Raw genomic sequence first — 19,285 nt, 5'->3', positions numbered from 1 at the left:
GGGCTTCAACCTGGAGGACACGGGCCTGACCCGCGCGGAGCGGGTGTCCACCCTATTGACGGTGGTCAGCGTGGCGTTCATCTGGGCCTGCGTGACTGGGGAGCTGCTGGCAAACAAGAAGGACGTACAGATCAAGAAACACGGACACCGTGCGGTGTCCGTGTTCCGGCTTGGCCTCGACCATCTCCAAGACCTGCTGCTGCACCCATCCCCGTCGTCCTGGCGTACCCTGACGACTCTCATGCCGCGTTTTGAAGGGTAGTCAGGTTTCTGAGACTTCCGGAGCTGCTCAAGCCGGAGGCGCTGCGCTCCAGGGGCGGCGTGTGGTTTGGCCTGCCCGATGGGCGGCAATTGCATGTGGGCGTGACGCCGGACTTCGTGGCGCGCCAGAAGGGACACCCGGCGCTCCGCTCCCCGGACCTGGCCGCGTTTCAGGCTCACTGCGACGCGCACGGCGTGGCGTACCGGGCTGACGCCGAGGCCGGGGTGCCGCGTCTGTTCCTGCGCGACCCCTTTGGCAATCGGTTGGAGGTTGTGCAGGAAGGGCACCCCAGCGTCTGGGCGCACGCTTCCCACTGAGGCCCCGCGCCTAGAATGCGTCCTATGACCGACCCGACCCCTCCAGCCCCCCAGGTCCAGCGCGGCGAGGTGGCCCGCGACGCGCTCGTCGCCTGGCTCGATGAGTTCCTCCAGGTGGGGGCCTACCGAGACCCCAGCCTCAACGGCCTCCAGATAGAGGGGACCCCGACCATTCGCCGGGTGGCGGCCAGCGTGGACACCAGCGTCAAGTCGCTCCGGGCCGCCGCCGACAGCGGGGCTGACCTTCTCATCGTGCACCACGGCCTGTTCTGGGGCCGCCCCCTGCCCCTGACCGGGCCGCACCGCGAGCGCGTCCGCACGGCGCTGATGGCCGACCTCAACCTCTACGCGGCGCATATCCCCCTCGACGCTCACCCGGAGGTCGGCAACAACGCGATGATGGCCCGCGCCCTGAGCCTGCAAAACGTCCGGCCCTTTGGCGACTGGCAGGGCCGCCCCATCGGGCAGGCGGGCGAGCTGCCCTTCGCCCAGTCCCTCCAGGACTTCGCCGACCGGGTGCAGAAGCTCACGGGCGAAATCTGCCTCGTCCACGGCGGGGGCACCCCCACCGTGCACCGCCTGGGCATCCTCAGCGGCAGCGGGGCCGGGGCCATCGCCGAAGCCGCCGCCGCCGGCCTCGACACCCTGCTTACGGGCGAACCCGAACACAAGCACTTTCACGACGCCTTCGAATATGGGGTCAACGTGGTCTACGCCGGACACTACGAAACCGAAGTCTTCGGTGTTCGGGCGCTCGCCGCCCGGCTGGAAGAGGAGTTCGGGCTGGCGTGGCAGTTCCTGCATCAGCCGACGGGCCTGTGAGGGGGGCGTGTCGCCCGTGGCCTGTGGCGTGTAGGGGTGGCTGGTTGCTCTCGACACGCCACACCCCACACGCCACACGCGGCGGCGAAGCCGTATGACCCCCCTCTTCCTCACCTTCGAAGGGCCGGAGGGCGCAGGCAAGAGCACGCAACTGCGGCACCTCGCGGCGCGGCTCGCGGCGGCGGGGCTTCCGCACACGGTCACCCGCGAGCCGGGGGGCACGCCGCTGGGCACGCGGGTGCGCGGGGTGCTGCTTGACCCGGCGCTGGGCATCGACCCCCTCCCGGAGTTCCTGTTGTACTCGGCCAGCCGCGCCCAGCTCGTGCGCGAGGTGCTGCGCCCGGCCCTCGCGCGGGGCGAGGTCGTGCTGTGCGACCGCTACGCCGATTCCAGCCTCGCCTATCAGGGAGCGGGGCGGGGGCTAGACCCCGGCTTCTTGCAGGCGGTCACCGCTGCGGCGACGGGGGGCCTCACCCCCGACCTGACCGTGCTGCTGGACCTCGACCCGGCGCTGGGACTCCGCCGAGCAGCGTGGCGCGGCCAGCCCGACCGCCTGGAGCAGGCCGACCTCGCCTTTCACGAACGGGTGCGGCGGGGCTTTCTCGCCCTCGCGGCGGCGGAGCCGGGGCGCTTTTTGGTCCTCGACGCGGCGCGGGACGAGGCCGAGCTGGCCGAAGCCATCTGGCGGGCGGTGGGGGAGAGGCTGAACCTCCCCCAGGAGCAGGCTTCAGGCTAGCCTCTCAAGGCTTGCGGGCGGTCACCGGGGTCACGCCCGGCACCTTAACCTCAAAGAGGAGGGGCCAGCGCTTGCCCGTCAGCAGCAGGGTCCCGCGTTCGGGCACGTAGGCGATGCCGTTGGGGACGTCGTCGAAGGTGAGCGGGCGGCCCTCGCGCTCGGCGCGGTCGCTGGCTTCCTCCAGCAGCTCGCCCACGTCCAGCCAAGCGGTCACCCGGCCCGTGCGCGGGTCGATGCGGGCGATGCGGTCGGTGAGCCACACGTTGGCGTAGATGTAGCCCTGCACGTACTCCAACTCGTTGAGGTTCCGCACGGGCTGGCCCCGGTCGGTGACCCGCAGGGTTTTCGTGATCGCAAAGGTCCGCGGGTCGCGCCAAAAGAGGGTCGCGGAGCCGTCACTCATGACCAGCGAGCGTCCGTCGTGGGTGAGGCCCCAGCCCTCGCCCGCATAGCGGTAGCGGCCCTGTTCGCGCAGCGTCTCGGCGTCGAGGGCAAAGGCGACCCCGGTTTGCCAGGTGATGTGATAGACCACGTCGCCGAGCTGGGTCACGCCCTCCCCAAAGGCCGTCGCGATGGGCGTGGGCACCGAGAGCAGCACCCGCCCGGTCCGCAGGTTGACTCGCCGCACCCCCGACTCGCCGACCTGCCCGGTGCTCTCCAGCAGGATGCCCCCGCCGAGGTACTGAAGGCCCTGGGTAAAGGCCCCCCGGTCGTGCGGGTAGCGGGCGGTCACGGCGGGCTTGAGGATGGGCGGCGCGACAGTCTGCGCGGCTTCCGCCGTGACCGAGAGGGACAGGAGCGCCGCGACGACGGGCAGCAGGGGAAAGCGGGGGCGCATAGGCCCATGCTAGCGGCGGCGGGTGAGGAGCGCGTCTTGAGCTGACCTTGAGGGCTGCCGTGCCGTGTGCCGCCGCGGACAGAACAGCGCCCCGGCCTCGCGCGGGAGGACCGGGGCATCAGGGCCAGAGGAGGGTCAGCCCTGTTCCTGGCCCTCCGCGGCGGGCTTCACAAAAGCGGCTGAGTCGTAGTAGGTGCGGAAGGCCCCCACCTTCTGGCCGTCGTGCTCGATGACGCTGCTGCCCCGGTAGGCGATGTCGTGCCCGCCTGGCAGTCGCCCGGTCGCCTCCCACTCCATGATTCCGGTGCGCCCGTCATCGGCGTGGTGGAAGAACTCGCTGCGGATGGTCTCAAAGTTCTCCAGGTAGCGGGTCCAGAACTCCCGCGCCCCCTCCTTGCCGCTCCACTCGTGGGTGGTCAGGTTGCGCAGGGTGCAGTCCTTAGCAAACAGCTCGACGAGGGGGGTGGGGTCGCGGCGGTCTTCAGTCTCGCGCAGGGCCTGCATGAACTGTTCGGTCAGGGTGGCCATGCCCCCTACCTCAGCACGTCTGTCGGGGGCTGACGAGTGGGAAAAGCCTCAGAGTTGGTCTCATGAAGTCCCGGTCAAGACTGTGGTGGCCGTCTCCCGCACCGCCGGGTGAGGGTCGTCCAGCAGCGGGCGCACCCGCCCCACCTCCCCCCACTGCCCCAGCGCCCAGGCCGCCGCCTCGCGGACCTCCCAGGCGGGGTCCTGCGCCCCAGCGAGAAGAAGGGGCCAGCCCTGAGGAGCGCGGGTGTTGCCCAGCACGGTGAGGGCGTTGCGGGCCATCCCCTTGCGGCGGGGGCGCAGAAAGGCCGTCTCCGCAAAGCGGCGCTCGAACTGTCGCTCGCTGACCCCGAAAAAGGCCGTGAGGTCCGGGTGCGCCAGCTCCGGGACGGGCCTGAGCCGCCGGGCCAGTGGCCCCGCCTTCTGGCTCCAGGGACAGACCTCCGAGCACACGTCGCAGCCAAAGAGCCAGTCGCCCACGCCGGGGCGCAGCTCGTGCGGCAGCGGCCCCCGGTGCTCGATGGTGAGGTACGAGACGCAGCGCCGGGCGTCAATCGTGCGGTCGTCGCCGATGGCCCCCGTCGGGCAGGCCACCCCGCAGCGAAAGCAGCGGCCACAGCGGTCGGGGTGGGCCGGGGCCGCCCCCTCGAAGGGGAGGTCGGTGAGCAGCACCGCCAGGGTCACGAAGGCCCCCAGCCGCGTGCTGACCGTCATGCCTGACTTGCCCCGCCAGCCCAGGAAGGCCCCCGCCGCATAGAGGCGCTCCATGACCGGGCCGTGGTCCACGTAGCCCCGCGCCCGCACCCCCAGCCGGGCGGCTTCCGCCTCCAGCCGGGTCAGCACGGGCTGAAGCTGCTCGTGGTAGTCGGGGGTCCAGGCGTAGCGGGCCACCCGCCCCACCCGCACCCCGCCGGGAGGGGGGCTGGGGTCAGCAAAGGCGTGCGACACCCCCAGCACGAGGACGCTCCCCGCGCCGGGCAGCCGCGAGGCTGGGTCCGCGCGGGCCGGAAGCTGCCGCTCCAGGTACCCCATTCCCGCGTGCCGCCCCGCCGCGAGCCAGCTCGCGTACTCGGCCACCGCCCCGGCGGGAACCTGGGCAGGTGCCCAGCCTGCGGCGTCCGCCCCCAGGGAGACGGCGAGGTCGGCGAGGAGTTCGGCGGCGTTCACGGGGGGCAGTGTGGCACGGGCCGCCCGGAATGAAAGAGAGCTAGGGCTTCAGCGTGCCCGTTCTGCCTCCAACTGTGCTCGTGCCAGCGCCCAAGCCCGCTCGAAGACCTCGCGGCGCTCCGGGCGGGCCATCACGCGGGCGAGGCCCTCCGCCAGGGTCATGCGCGGCACATTGAGTTCGGTGCGGCGGGTCATCCCCGGCCACGCGCACTCGGACCGCACGAGGTCGCCCCCCGCCGCCCGGAGCGTAAAGCGCACGCCCTCGCCCCGCAGCTCCAGGCCGCACAGGTCGCCGTTCTCGCGTCCGCAGTCCTGCGGACGGTAGGTCGTCACCCCTTCCAGGGACGGCCAACCCAGGGTGCTCGCCACCCACCCGGCAAAGAGGCGGGCCGGGAGGTCGTTGTCGCCCGCGTAGGTCAGCCGCAGCTCGCGCACCCGCCCCAGTTGCCGCGCCGCGTCGGGGCTGTCAAAGAGCTGCGCGAGGGCCTCGCGCCAACCCGCCGAGCGGCTCCAGCCCAGGTCGGCCAGGGCGTAGTGCCGCGCCGGGGGGATGTCCAGGGTGAGGCTGTCGGCGATGACCTGGTCGGCGATTTCGGTGAGTTCGGAGAGCAGCACCCCTTCCGGGCGGGTATCCGCCCCCCACCACACGTGGTTGACGGTGGCCGGGCGCAGCAGCGGGAGAATGGCCCCCTGAAGGCCTTCCGGGTCGGCCCAGAGCCGCAGCCGCTCGATGTACAGCCCGCCCGGCTGCGGCACCAGGCTGACCTGCACCCGCACCTCGCCGGGCGGCCCGTCCATCACCCCGATGATTTGCCGCCCCGCGTAGCGGCCCTCCAGCCCCGCGAGCGCCTCTTCCACCCGCGCGAGGTGCCGCCCCACCGTCAGCGCGATGATGTTCCCGGTATAGGCCCGCGTCTCCGCCTGCGTCTGCGCCCAGAGGTCGTCCAGCGCCGCTTGCGCTCCCCGCACCGAAGTCTCGACCGGGCCAAGCAGGGGCAGGGTGGTGGGGGGGGTCACGGGGCACCTCCGGGGGGGCGGCCAGCGGCCAGCCGCCAGCCACCAGCCCAGAGCGCCATGCGGGCGCTGCTGGAAGCTGGATGCTGGGGGCTGACGGCTCTTCTCCCCCTCACAGCCGCCTCCAGCGCCGGTCCGGGCCAATCAACTCGTCCGCCGCCTCCGGTCCCCAGGTTCCGGCGGGGTAGTTGGGGAAGTCCTGTGGGGGCGTGTTCCCGGCGGTGTCCAGCAGTCCTGAGACGAGCTGCCACGCGCAGTCCACCTCGTCCTCGCGGGGAAAGAGGGTGGCGTCGCCCAGCATCGCGTCGAGGAGCAGGCGGGAGTAAGGGCTTTCCAGCGGGGCACCGAAGGCGTCGTAGCGGAAGTCCATGACCACCTCGCGCAGCACCATCTCCTGTCCCGGCGACTTGGAGGAGAACTTCAGGCTGACCCCCTCGTCGGGCTGGATGCGAAAGGCCAAGACGTTGCGTTCCAGCCCGCCGGGAAACATGCCCAGCGGCGGGCGCTTAAAGACCACCGCAATCTCGGTGACCTTTTTGGGGAGCCGCTTGCCCGTCCGCAGGAAAAAGGGCACCCCCTGCCAGCGCCAGTTGTCGACCTCCAGCTTGACGGCCACATAGGTCGGGGTCGTGCTGCCCTCCCGCACGCCGGGTTCCTCGCGGTAGCCGGGCAGCGCCTCGCCGTAGAGGGTGCCGGGGCCGTACTGCCCGAAGGCGGCGACCTCCGGCACCCGCCCCGCCGGGATGGGCCGCACGGCCCGCAGCACCTTGACCTTCTCGTCGCGGATGGCCCCGGCGTCAAAGGCGACGGGCGGCTCCATCGCGGTGAGGGCAAACAGTTGCAGTAGGTGGTTTTGCAGCATGTCGCGCACCACCCCGGCTTCCTCGTAGTACCCGGCGCGGCCCTCCAGGCCCAGGTCCTCGGCGGCGGTGATTTGGACATGGTCGATCATGGCGCGGTTCCACAGCGGCTCGAAAATCGCGTTGCCGAAGCGAATCGCCATCAGGTTCTGGACCGTCTCCTTGCCGAGGTAATGGTCGATGCGGTAGACCTGCGACTCATCCCAGACGCGGTGAATGGCCCCGTTCAGTTCGCGGGCCGAAGTGAGGTCGCGCCCAAACGGCTTCTCGATGACGATGCGCCGCCAGCCCTCCGACTCGTCCGCGAGGCCCAGTCTCCCCAGGCCGTTCGAGATGGGTTCGAAGAGGCTGGGCGGCGTAGAGAGGTAAAAGAGGGCATTCTTGCGCCCGCCGTGCGCGTCCCCAGCTCGGTCGAGTTCCTGCCGCACCCGGTCGTACACCTCGTCGCCGCTGAAATCGCCATACTCGTAGTACAGCAGCTCGCGGAACTTCTCCAGACTGCCGGGCTGCGGGGCGTCCGTCTCCTTGCTGCTCCGGAGGGCTTCGAGCGCATAGTCTTTGAACCCCTCGTCCGTCATCTCCTGACGGCCCACCCCGACGATGTTAAAGGCGCTGCCCAGCAAGCCGTCTTGCCACAGCCCGAACACGGCGGGCAGCAGCTTGCGCCGGGCGAGGTCGCCCGTCGCGCCGAAAATCACCAGAGTGGCGGGTTCGGGGGCGCGGCTGCGGCGCATGGCGGCCCGGAAGGGGTTATGCCCGTCCGCACCGGGGGCCAGAGCTGGGTGCTGTGCGTTCACGCGCCGTCTCCGGTCACACGGGTCTGGCCCGTTTCGCCGAGCTGCTGCGCTTCCTCGCCGCTGCTCTGGGACTGCGCCGCGCCCACGTCGATGTTCTGCGGGGCGGCCACCGCCGGGTGTTCGCCCGGCTCCACCTCAGGCACAACCGATTCTTGCCGGGTGGATTCGAGCACCTTGACCGCGTGCCCGCCAAAGGCCCGCCGCATCGCCGAGAGCATCTGCCCGGCGTAGCTGACCTCCTGCTGGCTGCGAAAGCGCATCTGGGTCGCCAGCGTGATGACCGGGGTGGGAATCCCCAGTTCGATGGAGTCGATCACCGTCCAGCGCCCCTCGCCGGAATCGGCGACGTAGTCCGAGAGCTGCGAGAAATCGGCCTCGTTGGCGAGCGCCTCGGCGGTGAGGTCGAGCAGCCACGAGCGAATCACCGAGCCGTGCCGCCACAGCTCGGCGATTTGGGCGAGGTCCAACCCGTAGTCTTTGCGGGCGTGCAGCAGCTCGAACCCCTCGGCGTAGGCCTGCATCATCCCGTACTCGATGCCGTTGTGGACCATCTTGACGTAGTGCCCGCTGCCCGACGGCCCCATGCGGCCCCAGCCCCGGTCGGGCGCGGGCGCGAGGACCTCCAGAAAGGGGCGCAGGCGCTCGACCGCCCCCTCTGAGCCGCCCACCATCATCGCGTAGCCCTCCTTCAGGCCCCAGATGCCGCCGGAGGTGCCCACGTCGACCATCTCGATGCCCTTTTCGGCCAGGGCCTCCGCTCGGCGCATGGTGTCCTTGAAGTTGGAGTTGCCCCCGTCAACCACGATGTCGCCGGGGGCGAGCCGTTCCGCGAGGTCGTCAATGACCGACTGCGTGATGTCCCCAGCGGGCACCATCACCCACACCGCCCGTTCACCGGGTTCGCCCAGCGCGGCCATCAGCTCGTCCATCGTGCGCGCCCCCCGCGCTCCACCCGCCTCGATGAGGGCCACGTTTTCCTCATTGCGGTCGTACCCCACGACCTCTTGCCCCCCTCGCACGAGGCGCAACACCATATTCCCGCCCATCTTGCCCAGCCCAATCATTCCGAGTCTCATAGCAGCCTCCTGGCGCAGGGAGGGATGCGGAAGCGATTCCAGCTCCCCAGCGCATCTAAGGGGCATCATACGCGCGGGCCTGGCGGGTCGACTCTGGGGGCGTTTCTCAGGGCTAGCTCAAGGGCGGCGGGCAAATGCGGCTGGGCGGTCCTCGCTGGGGCACTACAGTCGCGGCATGACGCCCGCGCCTGGCCGCCCCCGCCTCACCCGGCTTCAGCGCGTGCTGACGGTGCTTCTGCTTCCGCTGCTGGTCTTCAGCCTCGTGGGCATTGCCCGCGCCGTGTGGGACTCGCGGCCCGTGCAGACGTGGCGGGCAGAGCGCACGGGACTGCCCGTTTACCTGCGCGGGGGCGGCCTTTACGAGGGTCTCGACCACGCCGCGCAGTCGCCCGATGGCCGCTGGGTGGCGATTGGAGGGAGCCGTAAATACGGGGACAGCTTCACTGCGCGGGTGGCGCTCTGGGAGGCCGCCACGATGGACCGGCGCTGGACGACGGACCTCCCCACGACCGACTTTCGCAGCGTGAATGCCCTGGTGTGGTCTCCCGACAGCCGCAGCGTCTGGATTCACGACAACGAGGGCCGGGTGACCGCGCTGGACGCGGCCAGCGGAAAGGTGCGGGGGGAGTGGCGCTCCTTCGAGTGGCAGCCCTGCGTGTTCGCCGCGCTGCCCCAGGGCCTGCTGCTGACCGACGCGGCGGGACCGGGGCGCGACCGGCCCGTGCGCCTCACCCTGCGGCGCTGGTCGGACGGGGCGGTGGTGTGGCGGGTGCCGTTCGCGTGCTGGTGGGAGGCGGGCGGCAGCGTGGACGCCGCCGGAAGGACGCTCGCCTACAGCCCCCGGCGCGGCGAGGTGGCCCTCTACGACCTGCGGACGCGCCAGCCCCGCCCTGGACGCTTCCGTTTCGGTGGCGAGGAAGGCCCCTACAGCCTCGCCCTCACGCCGGACGGGTCACGGGTGGCCGCCGGGTGGGGGGAGGGCACGCTGACCGTCTGGGATGGGGCGACCGGGCGGGAAGTGTGGCGGACCCGGCCCCACCGGGGGCTGGTGCGGGCGCTCGCCTGGAATCCGGCGGGAACGGCGCTGGCCTCCGCCGCCTTTGACGGGTGCGGCGGCTGGCGCAGCGAGTGCGTGGTGGTGACCTGGCTGAGTCCGGACGGCCCGCGAAGCCGGGTGGTCTGGTCTCGGCGCTACGACGTCCCCGACACGGTGCAGTGGCTCGGCTCCGACCGGTTGTTGCTGGGCGAGGAGGAGGGGTCGCGGATGGTGGCGGTGCCGGGGGAGTGAGGGGAGCACCTCCCCGTTTCAACAGGCGTTCAACTCCACTCGTTCCGCTCCCGTCCGCCTTAGCCCAGCAGTCCGCCGAGCTGTTTGGCGAGTTCGGTGACGGCGAGGAAGCCGAACAGCAGCACGCACAGCCCCAACAGCAGGTTGGTGCCGGGCTTGTTGCGCCACTCGGCGGGCACCCGGTCAGAGTTCAGCAAGACCAGCAGGGTGGCCGCCAGAAACGGCATAAACAGCGCCCCCAGTACCCCGTAAGCGAGGATGAGCGCGACCGGACGGCCCAGAAACAACAGGGCCATCGGTGGAAAGGTCAGCCACAGGACGTACCAGCGGTAATACTTGCCGCCCACCCGCGTATCGGGGTGCCCGGAGGAGAGGCCACGCCCCTGCCCGACGAAATCCGCGAACATCAGGCTGACGCCGTTCCACACGCCCAGCAGCGAGGAAAAGGAGGCGGCAGCAAACCCCACCAAAAAGAAGTATTTGGCCCAGCCCCCGTAGCGCTCGCCCAGGATGTCCGAGAGCGAGAGCAGGCCCTGTTCATTGCCCTCGATGGCGATGCGGGCCGAGTAGAGCAGCTCGGCCCCCACAATCAGGGTGGAAATCACGAAGATGGCGGTCACGAGGTAGGCGACATTATTGTCGAGCCGCATCACTCGCATGAACTGCGGGTGGTGCCAGCCCTTCTCGCGCAGCCAGTACCCGTAGGCCGCCAGCGTGATGGTGCCCCCCACGCCTCCCGCGAGGCTCAGCACGTTGATGAGGCCTCCTTCGGGAATGCGCGGGACCAGCCCGGAGAGCAGCGCGGGCAGGTTGGGTAGGGTCAGCAGGGCCGCCCCCACCATCGTCACGAACATCAGCCCCACCAGCGCCGCCATGAAGCGTTCGAACAGGGCGTAACGCCCGAACCACACCAGCACGAAGCCCAGCAGCCCCGCGATGATGCCCCAGGCCGTCACGCTGAGGGCCGGAACCAGCGCGTTGAGCGGAATCCCCGTGCCCGACATCGCCGCCGCGCCGTACACGAAGCCCCAGATGACGATGTAGGAGCCGAAATACCAGCTCGTCCAGCGCCCCAGCGAGCGCCACCCCTCGAAAATGGTGCGCCCGGTCGCCAGCGAGTAGCGCCCGGCTCCCTCCACCATCACCACCTTGAGAAGCGCCCCCAGAATCACCGTCCACAGCAGCGCGTAGCCGAACTTGCTGCCCGCCACCAGCGTCGCCACCAGGTCGGCGGCCCCCACCCCGGTCGCGGCCACCAGCAGCCCCGGCCCGATGACCTGCCAGCCGCCCTGAGGAGCCGCCCCCTGCGCCGCTGCTTCTGGATGCTGTGTCATGTCCCGCAGGGTACCCGCTAGGCCACGCTGGGAAGCCAGAGAGTGTGGGGGGCCGCGGGCCTCTTCCCCCCCTACTTCCTGCGCCGCGCCGCTTTGGCGGCTTCCCTGGCCGCCTTCTGCTCTTCCTTCTGCTTCCTGGCCATCTCGCGGCCCATGTCCTCCATGAGTTGGGCACCGGGGGCGTCCACCTGCCGCTGAAGCGCCGTCAGGGTGCTCACCACGAGGTTCTGAAGCAGCCGCTCGACGGGCTTTTGGACCCAGCGGTAGCGCACGCGGCCATTCATGCCGAGCGTGACCTCGGTGCCGCCGGGCATCGCCTTGAAAGTCCAGCTCTGCGAGAGCCGCTCGAAGGGGCCGACGTGCCGCACGCTCTCCCAGCCGCCGCGCAAGGGGGCCTGAAGCTGGCCGTACTTGGCGGTCAAGCTCAGGCCAAAGAGCCGGCGCGAGAACTTGAAGCGCACCCGCACGTTCGGCGAAAGTCGGGTGCCCTCGCCACCCTCGTACTCGGCCCGCGTGAGGTTGGGGTCCCACCGGACGCGGCGCCGGGGTTCCAGCGCGAGGCGATACAGCACGTCCGGACGCGCCCTGACCACGATGCTCTGCCTGATGTGGATGTCCTCGGCCATATGTCGGGGGTCACTGTAGCGCGGGCCGCCGCCCCGCACGTCCCGCGCCCCCCTTCAGGCTCAGTCCAGGTAGTCCCGCGCCCGCAGGTGACTGGCCCGCAGGTTGAAGCGCTCGGCGTACTTCACGCCCGCCAGCCGCCCGGTTCCGGCGCGGCCCTCGCGGAACTGCTCGGCGGACCATGCCCACCCGTAAAAGTCGCGGTAGTACGCCGCCACGTCCGCCGCGACCTCGAAGGTGTCGGTGATGTCCACAAAGACTTCCGGGTAGGGCGAGGCGGGCGCGTAGTACTGGTAAAAGCGCACGGGTTCGCGCCAGGCTTCCAGCCGAGTCACGTCCTCGCCGCTCTCAACCGCCTCGTCGCCGCTGAGGTTGGGGGCCGGGGGCATCGCCGCGCCGCCGCCCTCCTCGTTCACGATTTTGGGGATGCGGGCCAGCGTTACGGCGTCAAAGGCAATCTTGGCGGTCATGCGGTGGTCGGGGTGGGGGTGGTCGTCACTCCAGGTGATCACCGCGTTGGGCCGGAAGCGGGCGTACAGGCGGGCGAGTTGCAGGGCCTCGCCGCGCCCGCCCGTCATGCGGCTGTCGCCCATGTCAAAGAAATGGTGCCGCGCCCCGATGCGCCCCGCCACCCAGGCCCCGTGCTCCTGGCGCACGCGGGTCACCTCCTCGTGCGGGGCGTCCCCGAACTGCGAGGCGAGTTCGCCCAGGGTGGTCCACACCAGCAGCACCTCGTCGCCCCGCGCCGCGTGCTTGGCGAGGGTGCCGATGCAGCCAATCTCGTCGTCGGGGTGGGCAAAGACGGCCATGAGTCGCATGGGGGAAGAATACGGGGAGTGGGGAGTGGTTAGCGAATCAGCCGCAGCGTCAGCGGATAGCGGTACGTCCGCCCCTGGTTGACCCGAATGACAGCCAGCAGCATGACGACGAGGGGAAAAGCCCACAGCACCAGGCTGGCCGGGATGAAAAAGGCAAAAAAGGCCGCCAGGCTTCCGAAGAGCGCAAAAGCCCCCAGGTCCGGGCTGCCGACCGCCGCCCCCGCCGCGCCCCCCAGCAGCCCCAGGCTGAAGAGGCCGAAAAAGAGCAGCCCCGCGAGCAGCGAGTACAGCCACACACTGATTTGGAAGTTGACGACCTCCTTGCCCTGCGCGTCCAGCACCGCCGAGCGGTCGCGGTAGCCCAGCCACGCCGCGAGTGGCCCCAGCACGTTGCCCACGCCGGGCAGCAACAGCCCCAGCAGCGGCGAGAGGTGCAGCAGCAGCGCGGGCGTGCGCTCGGCTTCGGGGATGACCGTGAAGTCGCCGCGCGGCGCGGGCGCGGCGGGGGAGAGGCGGGGGTCGGGGAGCGTCATATTGACAGTACGGCTCTGGGGTGCCTACAGTTCCGGGGTTATGACCAGGCCGGGCGGGAAGCCACACTTCAGGAAATCCGCCGCTCAGAAGGCACGTGACGCTGCCCGCGACCTGCTGCCCATCAAAGCGGGCATCCAGCCCGCGGTGCCGGTGGCGGGCGAGCAGGTGGACCTCTACAGCGACGGCGCTTGTGACACCGGGGCCGGGCACGGCGGCTGGGCGACCATCCTGCGCTACCGGGGGCAGGAACTCGTCCTCAGCGGCAACGAACGGGACACCACCAACAACCGCATGGAGTTGCGCGGGCTGCTCGAAGGGCTGAAGGTCCTCAAGCGGCCCTGTCAGGTGCGGGTGGTCACCGACAGCCAGTATCTGCGCAAGGCCTTTACCGACGGCTGGATTCTGAAGTGGCAGCGCAACGGCTGGAAGACGGCGAGCGGCGACCCGGTGAAAAACCGGGACCTGTGGGAGGAACTGATGACTCAGGCGCAGACGCACGCGCTGACCTTCGTGTGGGTGCGTGGCCACAACGGGCACGGCGAGAACGAGCGGGTCGACAAGCTCGCCGTGGAGGAACGCAAGAAGCTGCGCTGAGGGGGCCGGGCCTCCCCCCCTCCCTCTGCGGCGGGAAAAGCCCCGTGCAGCTTCACCCCGGCGAGGACCAAAGGGCGCCACGCACTGGGCATGACCTTCGTCAGCGCCTTCTCGACCAGCCTGCCCCCCGGCCCGGCGATTTGGCGTCCTCCAAGTCCTTAACCTCGCCGTGCAGCGGGTGGAAGACCGCGACTCCGTGGAGGGGCTGGCGGCGGCGCGGGGGGGGGAGGCAGCAGAGGAACGAGGCCAGGACGCAGCGAATGTCCGGGCCTCTTTGATGGGGGTAAACTCAGCCGGTCCCCTTGTGGGACGGGGTGCATGACAACCGGGAGGGGAGAGGCGCAACACGGGAATGCAAAAGCACCCGGAGTTGCAGTCCGGGTGCGGAAAGGAGGTGAATCCTTATGGCTAGACACCGTAAGGATACACCCAGGCGTTCGCGCAGGCAATGGAAGCCGGGTGAAGTCGCTGTCCTCGTGACAGCGTTCGGAACCCTGCTGACAGGCCTCGCGGCGCTCCTCAATGCCCTGAAATAAGCCTCTCTCCCCCGGTTGCACCCTTAACGACTTAACCTAGACTCGCCCACGATGGGCGATTTTTGTTGCTCCAGTGGAGAAGTGCGGACGCCGGGGAGCCTCCCCAACGTCCCGCGCCCGCTCTGTGGGCCGTTACCCCTGCCGCTCCAGCCACCCCGCCAGCCAGGGCAGCTTCTGGGCGACCTTCTCGCGCATGCCGCCCCAGTAGCGGCGGCTCCATCCCTCCACGTTGCGCTGTTTGCCGCGGGCGACGGCCATCGCGCCTTCGGGAACGTCCTCGTGAACGGCGCTGCCCGCCGCGATAAAGGCGGCGTCTCCCACCACGCGGGGGGCGATGAGGGTGGAGTTCGAGCCGATAAAGACGCCCGCGCCCACCGTGGAGCGGTGCTTATTCACCCCGTCAAAGTTGGCGACGATGGTTCCGGCCCCCACGTTCGTCTCGGCCCCCACCTCCACGTCGCCGAGGTAGGCGAGGTGCCCCGCCTTGACGCCCGGCCCCAGCCGCGCCGCCTTCGTCTCCACAAAGTTGCCGATGTGCACGCCCCCCTCCAGCACGGTGCCGGGGCGCAGGCGGGCAAAGGGTCCCACGTCGCTGCCGGGGCCGACCTGCGCCCCCTCCAGCACGGAATGGGCCTTGACGACCGCGCCTTCTTCCAGCACCGAGTCGGTCACGACGCTGTAGGCCCCCACCGTCACCCCGTCCGCGATGCGGGTCTCGCCGCGCAGCATGACGCCCGGCTCCAGGGTCACGTCACGGCCCAGGTGCACGGTGTCTTCTATCCAGACCGTCTGCGGGTCGGTCATCGTGACCCCGGCCCGCAGGTGCCCCGCGTTGATGCGCCGCCGCAAGATGGCCTCGGCCTCGGCCAGCCCTGCCCGGTCGTTGGCCCCCATGACCTCGTCGGGGTCTTGCAGCTTGAAGGCCCGCACCAATGCGCCCTCGGCCCGGTACAGCGCCAGCAGGTCGGTGAGGTAATACTCGCCCGCCGGGTTGTCATTCGTGATGCGCCGGGCGAGCGCGGGAGCGCGGGAGTCCATCACGTACACGCCAGAGTTGAACTCGCGCACCGCCCGTTCCTGCGGGGTCGCGGCCTTTTCCTCCACGATGCGCTCGACGTTCCCGGCGGCGTCCCGGAGGATGCGCCCATACCCGGTCGCGTCGGGCAGCTCGCCCGTCAGGATCGTGAAGGCCGAGGCGTGGGCGCGGTGGTCGTCCAGCAGCGCCCGCAGCGTTTCCGGACGCAGCAGGGGCGTGTCGCCGTAGAGCACCAGAATGTCGGCGTCACCGCCCTCCCCCAGGGCGTCCGCCCCCGCCAGAAAGGCGTGCCCGGTGCCGAGTTGCTGGTCTTGGCGGGCAAAGGCCACGCCGGGCTGCCCCAACGCCGCTTCGACCTGCTCGGCCCCGTGCCCGGTCACGACTACGATGCGCCGCGCTCCCAGCGCCTGCGCCGCCCGCACCGCCCAAGCGACCATGGGGCGTCCGGCAACCCGGTGCAGCACCTTGGGCAACTTCGATTTCATGCGGGTGCCCTGCCCCGCCGCGAGAATCACCACGTCCAGCGGACGTTCAGTCTGTGTCATTCAGAGTCACCTGTCCGGGCCGCAGTGTACGCGAAAGCCGCCAGCTTCCAGTGGCCAGCGGCCAAGCAAAGGGCCGCAGCACCTTCGCTGCGGCCTGTGCAGGTTCCCGAACGGGGTTCAGCGGCCCGGCTCGTGGCGCAGGTTGCTCTCGATGCGGTCCGCGACCTTTTCCCCGCCGCGGCGCAGTTCGCCCCCGGCAGCCCGGAAGGCGTCGGCGGGCGACTCGCCCTTCATCAGGTCGGAGACGCCCTGTTTTACGGCATCCCCGGCGCGGGTGAGGTTGCCTTCGGGGCCGGGGTTCACCCGCTTGAGCAGCCCCCGAACTTGGCGCTGGAGGTCCGGGTTTTGCTGGTAGAGACGGTAGGCCCCGTAGCCCGCCCCGCCCAGCAGCACCAGCGTCCAGGGAAAGCCGCCCCCGCCCCGCTTCTGCATCCGCAGGGCCGTGACCTGGCCCTGAAGCTCGCGGATGTCCTGCTGCTGCCGGGCGATGAGGGCGGCGGTTTCGGCGTGCTGCTTCAGGACGGCTTTGGTGATTTCGCGCTCCAGGTGGTGCTCGCCCTTCTGCGCGGCTTTGCGGAGGTGGTCAATCTGGTCGAGGTGGGTGTCCTTGTATTTCATGGCTGATGCCTCCTTGCCCGCCGAGTGTGCCCCGCCCGGCCCCGCGCCTGGTTGCGAGGTGTATGAAGGGGCCTTTGCCGGAGCGCTCCGCTGCCCCACTTAGCGCGGGTCTGGCTGGGAGGGCGTCGTTGCCGGGGGAGCGGGCACTGTATCGGGCTGACGCCGCAGCCGCAGCAGCATGTAGAGGCTCAGCAAAATGAGCGGCACGCTGACGAGGTGCGTGTCGGTCCACAGGCCGATGCCGGGGGCGTCCAGGCCCTGGTTGAGGTAGCTTTTCACCGCCAGCGGATTGAGGCGGAAGGTTTCTTCCAATCCGGCCCGCAGGATGGAGTACCACAGCCAGAACTGCCAAAAGGCCCAGCCCGCCTTGCGCGAGCGCAGCCAGAAATACGAGGCAATCGCCAGCACGACGCCGATAAAGACCCCGTAAAGCTGGGTAAAGTGCACGGGAGCCGTCATCACGAGCTGCCCGCCGATTTCCTGGCAGTAGCGCGAGAGGTCCATGTCGGAGTTGGGGTTGGGGATGCACATGCCCTCGTGAAAGGCCCGCGCCGAGTCGGGCCAGCGGTAGCCCACCGGCCACCCGGTCACCCGGCCCACCGTGTCGGTGCCGTTCATGATGTTGCCGATGCGCCCGCCGATGATGCCAAAAGCCACGCCGGGCACGAACAGGTCGGCGTACTGGTAGAAGTTCAGGCGGTAGCGCCGAGCGTAGTACACCAGCACCAGAATCCCGCCGATCAGCCCCCCGTGAATCGAGATGCCGCCCTGGCGCAGGTTGATGATGTCCAGCAGCAGCCGGGGCATCGGCGTGCCCGCGAACTGCTCCCAGGAGGTCGCCACGAACACGATGCGGGCACCCACCAGCCCCCAGATGATCGCCCACAGCACCATGTCGTTGAAAAGGTCCACGTTCAGCCCGCGTTGACGGGCCAGCCGGGTGCCGACAAGCAGCCCCAGGATGATGCCCAGCGTGATGAGCACGCCGTACCAGGCAATCGTGAAACTGCCAATCTGAAGGAATACCGGGTCCATAAGTCAGCCGCAGTGTAGGGCAGGAGCTGCCTAGAGGGTCGCGGACGGTCTACCCCTAGGCCACCAACACGATGAACGGTGCGACAGCTCGGACAGAGCTGCCAAGCACCCTGCCCTGCACATCAGCGGATCTTCCTGGTTCTCAGGAATGAAAGCAAAGCCGATGCAACCTGTCCATTCTTATCGAGCGAGCTGGCAAGCAACACAAACCCGATACAGACAGCCACATCAAGCTTACTAACAGTAAGGGCGAATGAAAGCAGATACAGGAGGACACCGTCGCAAATGAGTAAAAGAATTGCGAACCTGACACGAGCTGCAAGCGACAAGGCCAAGCCCTGCTCGTCACCTTCCGCTGTACGAAAAGGGAACCCAGCGGTCCCTGCGTCAATTTTCCGCCTGGCGTTCAGGTAAGCGACAGCGGCCAGATAGAAGCGACCAAAAAAGAGTAGGAGAAAACCGCCTTGCTGAATGCCCCCATTAATATACACGCCAGTGGCACACGTTATAGCTGTTATCCACAGGATATCAGTCCTAACAACGTGGCGCATGCAGATCATGGGCGAAGGTTGCCCAGCTCGTAGGCTCCAGCAGCGTGACCCGCACCATAGACGAAGCCGACGACCTTGCGTCCTGAAGTCCAAAGCATCTGACCTATCTCTGCTTTGCCGCCCCCCACGACACCAATAGCCCCATGATACGCAACCGAGCGAACCATTTGAGAGGTATTGCACTTCTGACACTCCCGGATGCCTGTGTACACCCCCGTGCCAGCGCCCAGGGCAAGCCAGAACCAATCCGTATTAGAGCTATCGCCATCTTCTAGAGATCTATCCGGCACCGCTGCCCCGATGCTTACCCCATCACTAGAAGCCGCGTCATCCACAGCTTCATAGAAAGCAACGCCGTTCTCGCTCGCCCAACTCCAGAAGCCCTCGTCACTAACTAACTCAGGAGCCACCTCAAAGTAAAATCCCTCCTGAGTCGGTGCGGACATGGCCTCTTGCGCACTGGCGAAGCCCACAGAAAGGCAGAACCCTATCCAAGCGATCTTAGCTATTTTTCGCATACAAAATTTATACATACCAGGATTTCCGATTTGACTGTGATGGGCGTAGCTTTTAAGCCCTTAGCGCAGCCTCGTCCTCCTCGGGGACCACCCGGAACAGGCGCGAGAGGATGATGCCCAGTTCGTACAGCGCGTAGAGGGGCAGCCCCACCAGCAGCATGTTGAAGGGGTCGGGGGTGGGCGTGATAAAGGCTGCGAACAGCAGCACCCCAATGAGGGCGAGCCGCCAGGCCCGGCGCAGCATGACGTGGTTGACCAGCCCAATGCGGGTCAGAATCACCGCGAGAATGGGCAACTCGAAGGCCAGCCCAAAGGCCACCAGAAACCCGGTCAGCAGGCCGATGTAGTTGGCGAGGTTTTGCATCTGCTCGACGGTGCCGCCCAGAAAGTCGAGCAAGAAGCGCACCATCGCGGGGAGCACAAAGACGTACCCAAAGGCCGCGCCCCCCAGAAACGACAGCCCCGCCCCCACGATGAAGGGAAGTGCCCAGCGCCGCTCGTGGGCATAGAGGCCCGGCGCGATAAAGGCCCACACCTGCCACAGGATGAAGGGGAGCGAGAGCGCCAGCCCCGCCCAAAACGACAGTTGCAAGCTGAGCAGGAACTGGTCGGTGAGGTTGACGGTCACGAGCTGCACGTTGCCGAGGCGGTACTGCTCAGAGGCCCGCAGCGGTCCCTTGAGCCACGCGATGAGTTGCAGGCGGTACTGAAAGGCCACGGCCATCCCCAGGCCCAGGAAGAGCAGGCTGTAAAAGAGCCGCCGCCGCAGCTCTTCGAGGTGGTCGAGCAGGGGAGCGCTGGGCAGCTCGGTCGGCGCGGGGGAGCGGGTCACGGGGCCTC

20 protein-coding genes and 1 pseudogene are annotated in these 19,285 nt (G+C 68.9%); 6 read left to right on the top strand and 15 right to left on the bottom strand.

Annotated elements, in window-relative coordinates:
- The 4 genes and pseudogenes from H565_RS14475 to tmk form a co-directional block, all read left to right on the top strand.
- Positions 1–262: pseudogene (locus H565_RS14475) on the top strand (IS4 family transposase); the annotation flags it as partial.
- A gap of 101 nt (positions 263–363) precedes the next feature.
- The gene (locus tag H565_RS14470; RefSeq protein WP_245576170.1) at positions 364–579 is read left to right on the top strand and encodes a VOC family protein; all 216 of its coding nucleotides are present in this window, start codon (positions 364–366) and stop codon (positions 577–579) included.
- Positions 580–603: 24 nt separating this feature from the next.
- Entirely contained in the window at positions 604–1,401 is a 798-nt protein-coding gene (locus H565_RS0105900) for a Nif3-like dinuclear metal center hexameric protein (RefSeq protein WP_027460230.1), read from the top strand.
- A gap of 94 nt (positions 1,402–1,495) precedes the next feature.
- Entirely contained in the window at positions 1,496–2,137 is a 642-nt protein-coding gene (tmk, locus tag H565_RS0105895; RefSeq protein ID WP_027460229.1) for a dTMP kinase, read from the top strand.
- A 4-nt stretch (positions 2,138–2,141) separates the two neighbouring features.
- Here the strand turns inward: tmk and H565_RS0105890 are convergent, their stop codons facing one another.
- The 6 genes from H565_RS0105890 to gnd form a co-directional block, all read right to left on the bottom strand.
- On the bottom strand, positions 2,142–2,975 hold the full coding sequence (locus H565_RS0105890; protein WP_027460228.1) for a glutaminyl-peptide cyclotransferase: 834 nt from the start codon (positions 2,973–2,975) through the stop codon (positions 2,142–2,144).
- A gap of 135 nt (positions 2,976–3,110) precedes the next feature.
- Positions 3,111–3,503, bottom strand: a complete 393-nt coding sequence (locus H565_RS14465) for a nuclear transport factor 2 family protein (protein ID WP_034408523.1) — start codon at positions 3,501–3,503, stop codon at positions 3,111–3,113.
- A 60-nt stretch (positions 3,504–3,563) separates the two neighbouring features.
- Entirely contained in the window at positions 3,564–4,667 is a 1,104-nt protein-coding gene (gene queG, locus H565_RS0105880) for a tRNA epoxyqueuosine(34) reductase QueG (protein ID WP_027460227.1), read from the bottom strand.
- Positions 4,668–4,715: 48 nt separating this feature from the next.
- Positions 4,716–5,684 carry a glucose-6-phosphate dehydrogenase assembly protein OpcA gene (locus tag H565_RS0105875; protein ID WP_027460226.1) on the bottom strand — a complete coding sequence of 323 codons (969 nt, stop codon included), beginning with the start codon at positions 5,682–5,684 and terminating at the stop codon, positions 4,716–4,718.
- Positions 5,685–5,793: 109 nt separating this feature from the next.
- Positions 5,794–7,338, bottom strand: a complete 1,545-nt coding sequence (gene zwf, locus H565_RS14460) for a glucose-6-phosphate dehydrogenase (protein WP_051363441.1) — start codon at positions 7,336–7,338, stop codon at positions 5,794–5,796.
- Positions 7,335–8,414 carry a phosphogluconate dehydrogenase (NAD(+)-dependent, decarboxylating) gene (gene gnd, locus H565_RS0105865; protein ID WP_027460225.1) on the bottom strand — a complete coding sequence of 360 codons (1,080 nt, stop codon included), beginning with the start codon at positions 8,412–8,414 and terminating at the stop codon, positions 7,335–7,337. Before gnd ends, zwf begins: the two co-directional genes overlap by 4 nt.
- A 175-nt stretch (positions 8,415–8,589) precedes the next feature.
- Between gnd and H565_RS0105860 the strand changes: the two genes are divergently transcribed.
- Entirely contained in the window at positions 8,590–9,702 is a 1,113-nt protein-coding gene (locus tag H565_RS0105860; protein ID WP_027460224.1) for a WD40 repeat domain-containing protein, read from the top strand.
- A gap of 59 nt (positions 9,703–9,761) precedes the next feature.
- Here H565_RS0105860 and H565_RS0105855 read toward each other — a convergent pair whose 3' ends face one another.
- From H565_RS0105855 to H565_RS0105840, 4 genes are all read right to left on the bottom strand, one after another.
- Positions 9,762–11,036 (bottom strand): Nramp family divalent metal transporter, encoded by a 1,275-nt coding sequence (locus H565_RS0105855; RefSeq protein ID WP_027460223.1) that lies wholly within the window; start codon positions 11,034–11,036, stop codon positions 9,762–9,764.
- 71 nt (positions 11,037–11,107) lie between these two features.
- Entirely contained in the window at positions 11,108–11,662 is a 555-nt protein-coding gene (locus H565_RS0105850; protein ID WP_027460222.1) for an SRPBCC family protein, read from the bottom strand.
- 60 nt (positions 11,663–11,722) lie between these two features.
- Positions 11,723–12,478, bottom strand: coding sequence for a PIG-L deacetylase family protein (locus H565_RS0105845; protein WP_027460221.1), 756 nt, complete (start codon positions 12,476–12,478; stop codon positions 11,723–11,725).
- A gap of 29 nt (positions 12,479–12,507) precedes the next feature.
- Positions 12,508–13,011, bottom strand: a complete 504-nt coding sequence (locus tag H565_RS0105840; protein ID WP_027460220.1) for a DUF4870 domain-containing protein — start codon at positions 13,009–13,011, stop codon at positions 12,508–12,510.
- Between the two features lie 40 nt (positions 13,012–13,051).
- Between H565_RS0105840 and rnhA the strand changes: the two genes are divergently transcribed.
- The gene (gene rnhA, locus H565_RS0105835; protein ID WP_027460219.1) at positions 13,052–13,606 is read left to right on the top strand and encodes a ribonuclease HI; all 555 of its coding nucleotides are present in this window, start codon (positions 13,052–13,054) and stop codon (positions 13,604–13,606) included.
- Between the two features lie 668 nt (positions 13,607–14,274).
- On the opposite strand, the gene glmU is transcribed toward rnhA, so the two are convergent.
- From glmU to tatC, 5 genes are all read right to left on the bottom strand, one after another.
- Positions 14,275–15,723, bottom strand: a complete 1,449-nt coding sequence (glmU, locus tag H565_RS0105830) for a bifunctional UDP-N-acetylglucosamine diphosphorylase/glucosamine-1-phosphate N-acetyltransferase GlmU (protein WP_027460218.1) — start codon at positions 15,721–15,723, stop codon at positions 14,275–14,277.
- A gap of 117 nt (positions 15,724–15,840) precedes the next feature.
- Complete coding sequence (locus tag H565_RS14455) at positions 15,841–16,341, bottom strand: hypothetical protein (RefSeq protein WP_051363440.1); 501 nt, start codon at positions 16,339–16,341, stop codon at positions 15,841–15,843.
- 99 nt (positions 16,342–16,440) lie between these two features.
- Complete coding sequence (lgt, locus tag H565_RS0105820) at positions 16,441–17,376, bottom strand: prolipoprotein diacylglyceryl transferase (RefSeq protein WP_027460217.1); 936 nt, start codon at positions 17,374–17,376, stop codon at positions 16,441–16,443.
- 556 nt (positions 17,377–17,932) lie between these two features.
- Entirely contained in the window at positions 17,933–18,445 is a 513-nt protein-coding gene (locus H565_RS16310) for a hypothetical protein (RefSeq protein WP_157468891.1), read from the bottom strand.
- 52 nt (positions 18,446–18,497) lie between these two features.
- Positions 18,498–19,277, bottom strand: coding sequence for a twin-arginine translocase subunit TatC (tatC, locus tag H565_RS0105815; RefSeq protein ID WP_027460216.1), 780 nt, complete (start codon positions 19,275–19,277; stop codon positions 18,498–18,500).
- Positions 19,278–19,285: the final 8 nt, after the last annotated feature.

It is taken from the genome of Deinococcus murrayi DSM 11303, from assembly GCF_000482805.1.
In the GTDB taxonomy this organism is placed as follows: domain Bacteria; phylum Deinococcota; class Deinococci; order Deinococcales; family Deinococcaceae; genus Deinococcus; species Deinococcus murrayi.
This window is presented reverse-complemented; position numbering and strand designations above follow the sequence as displayed.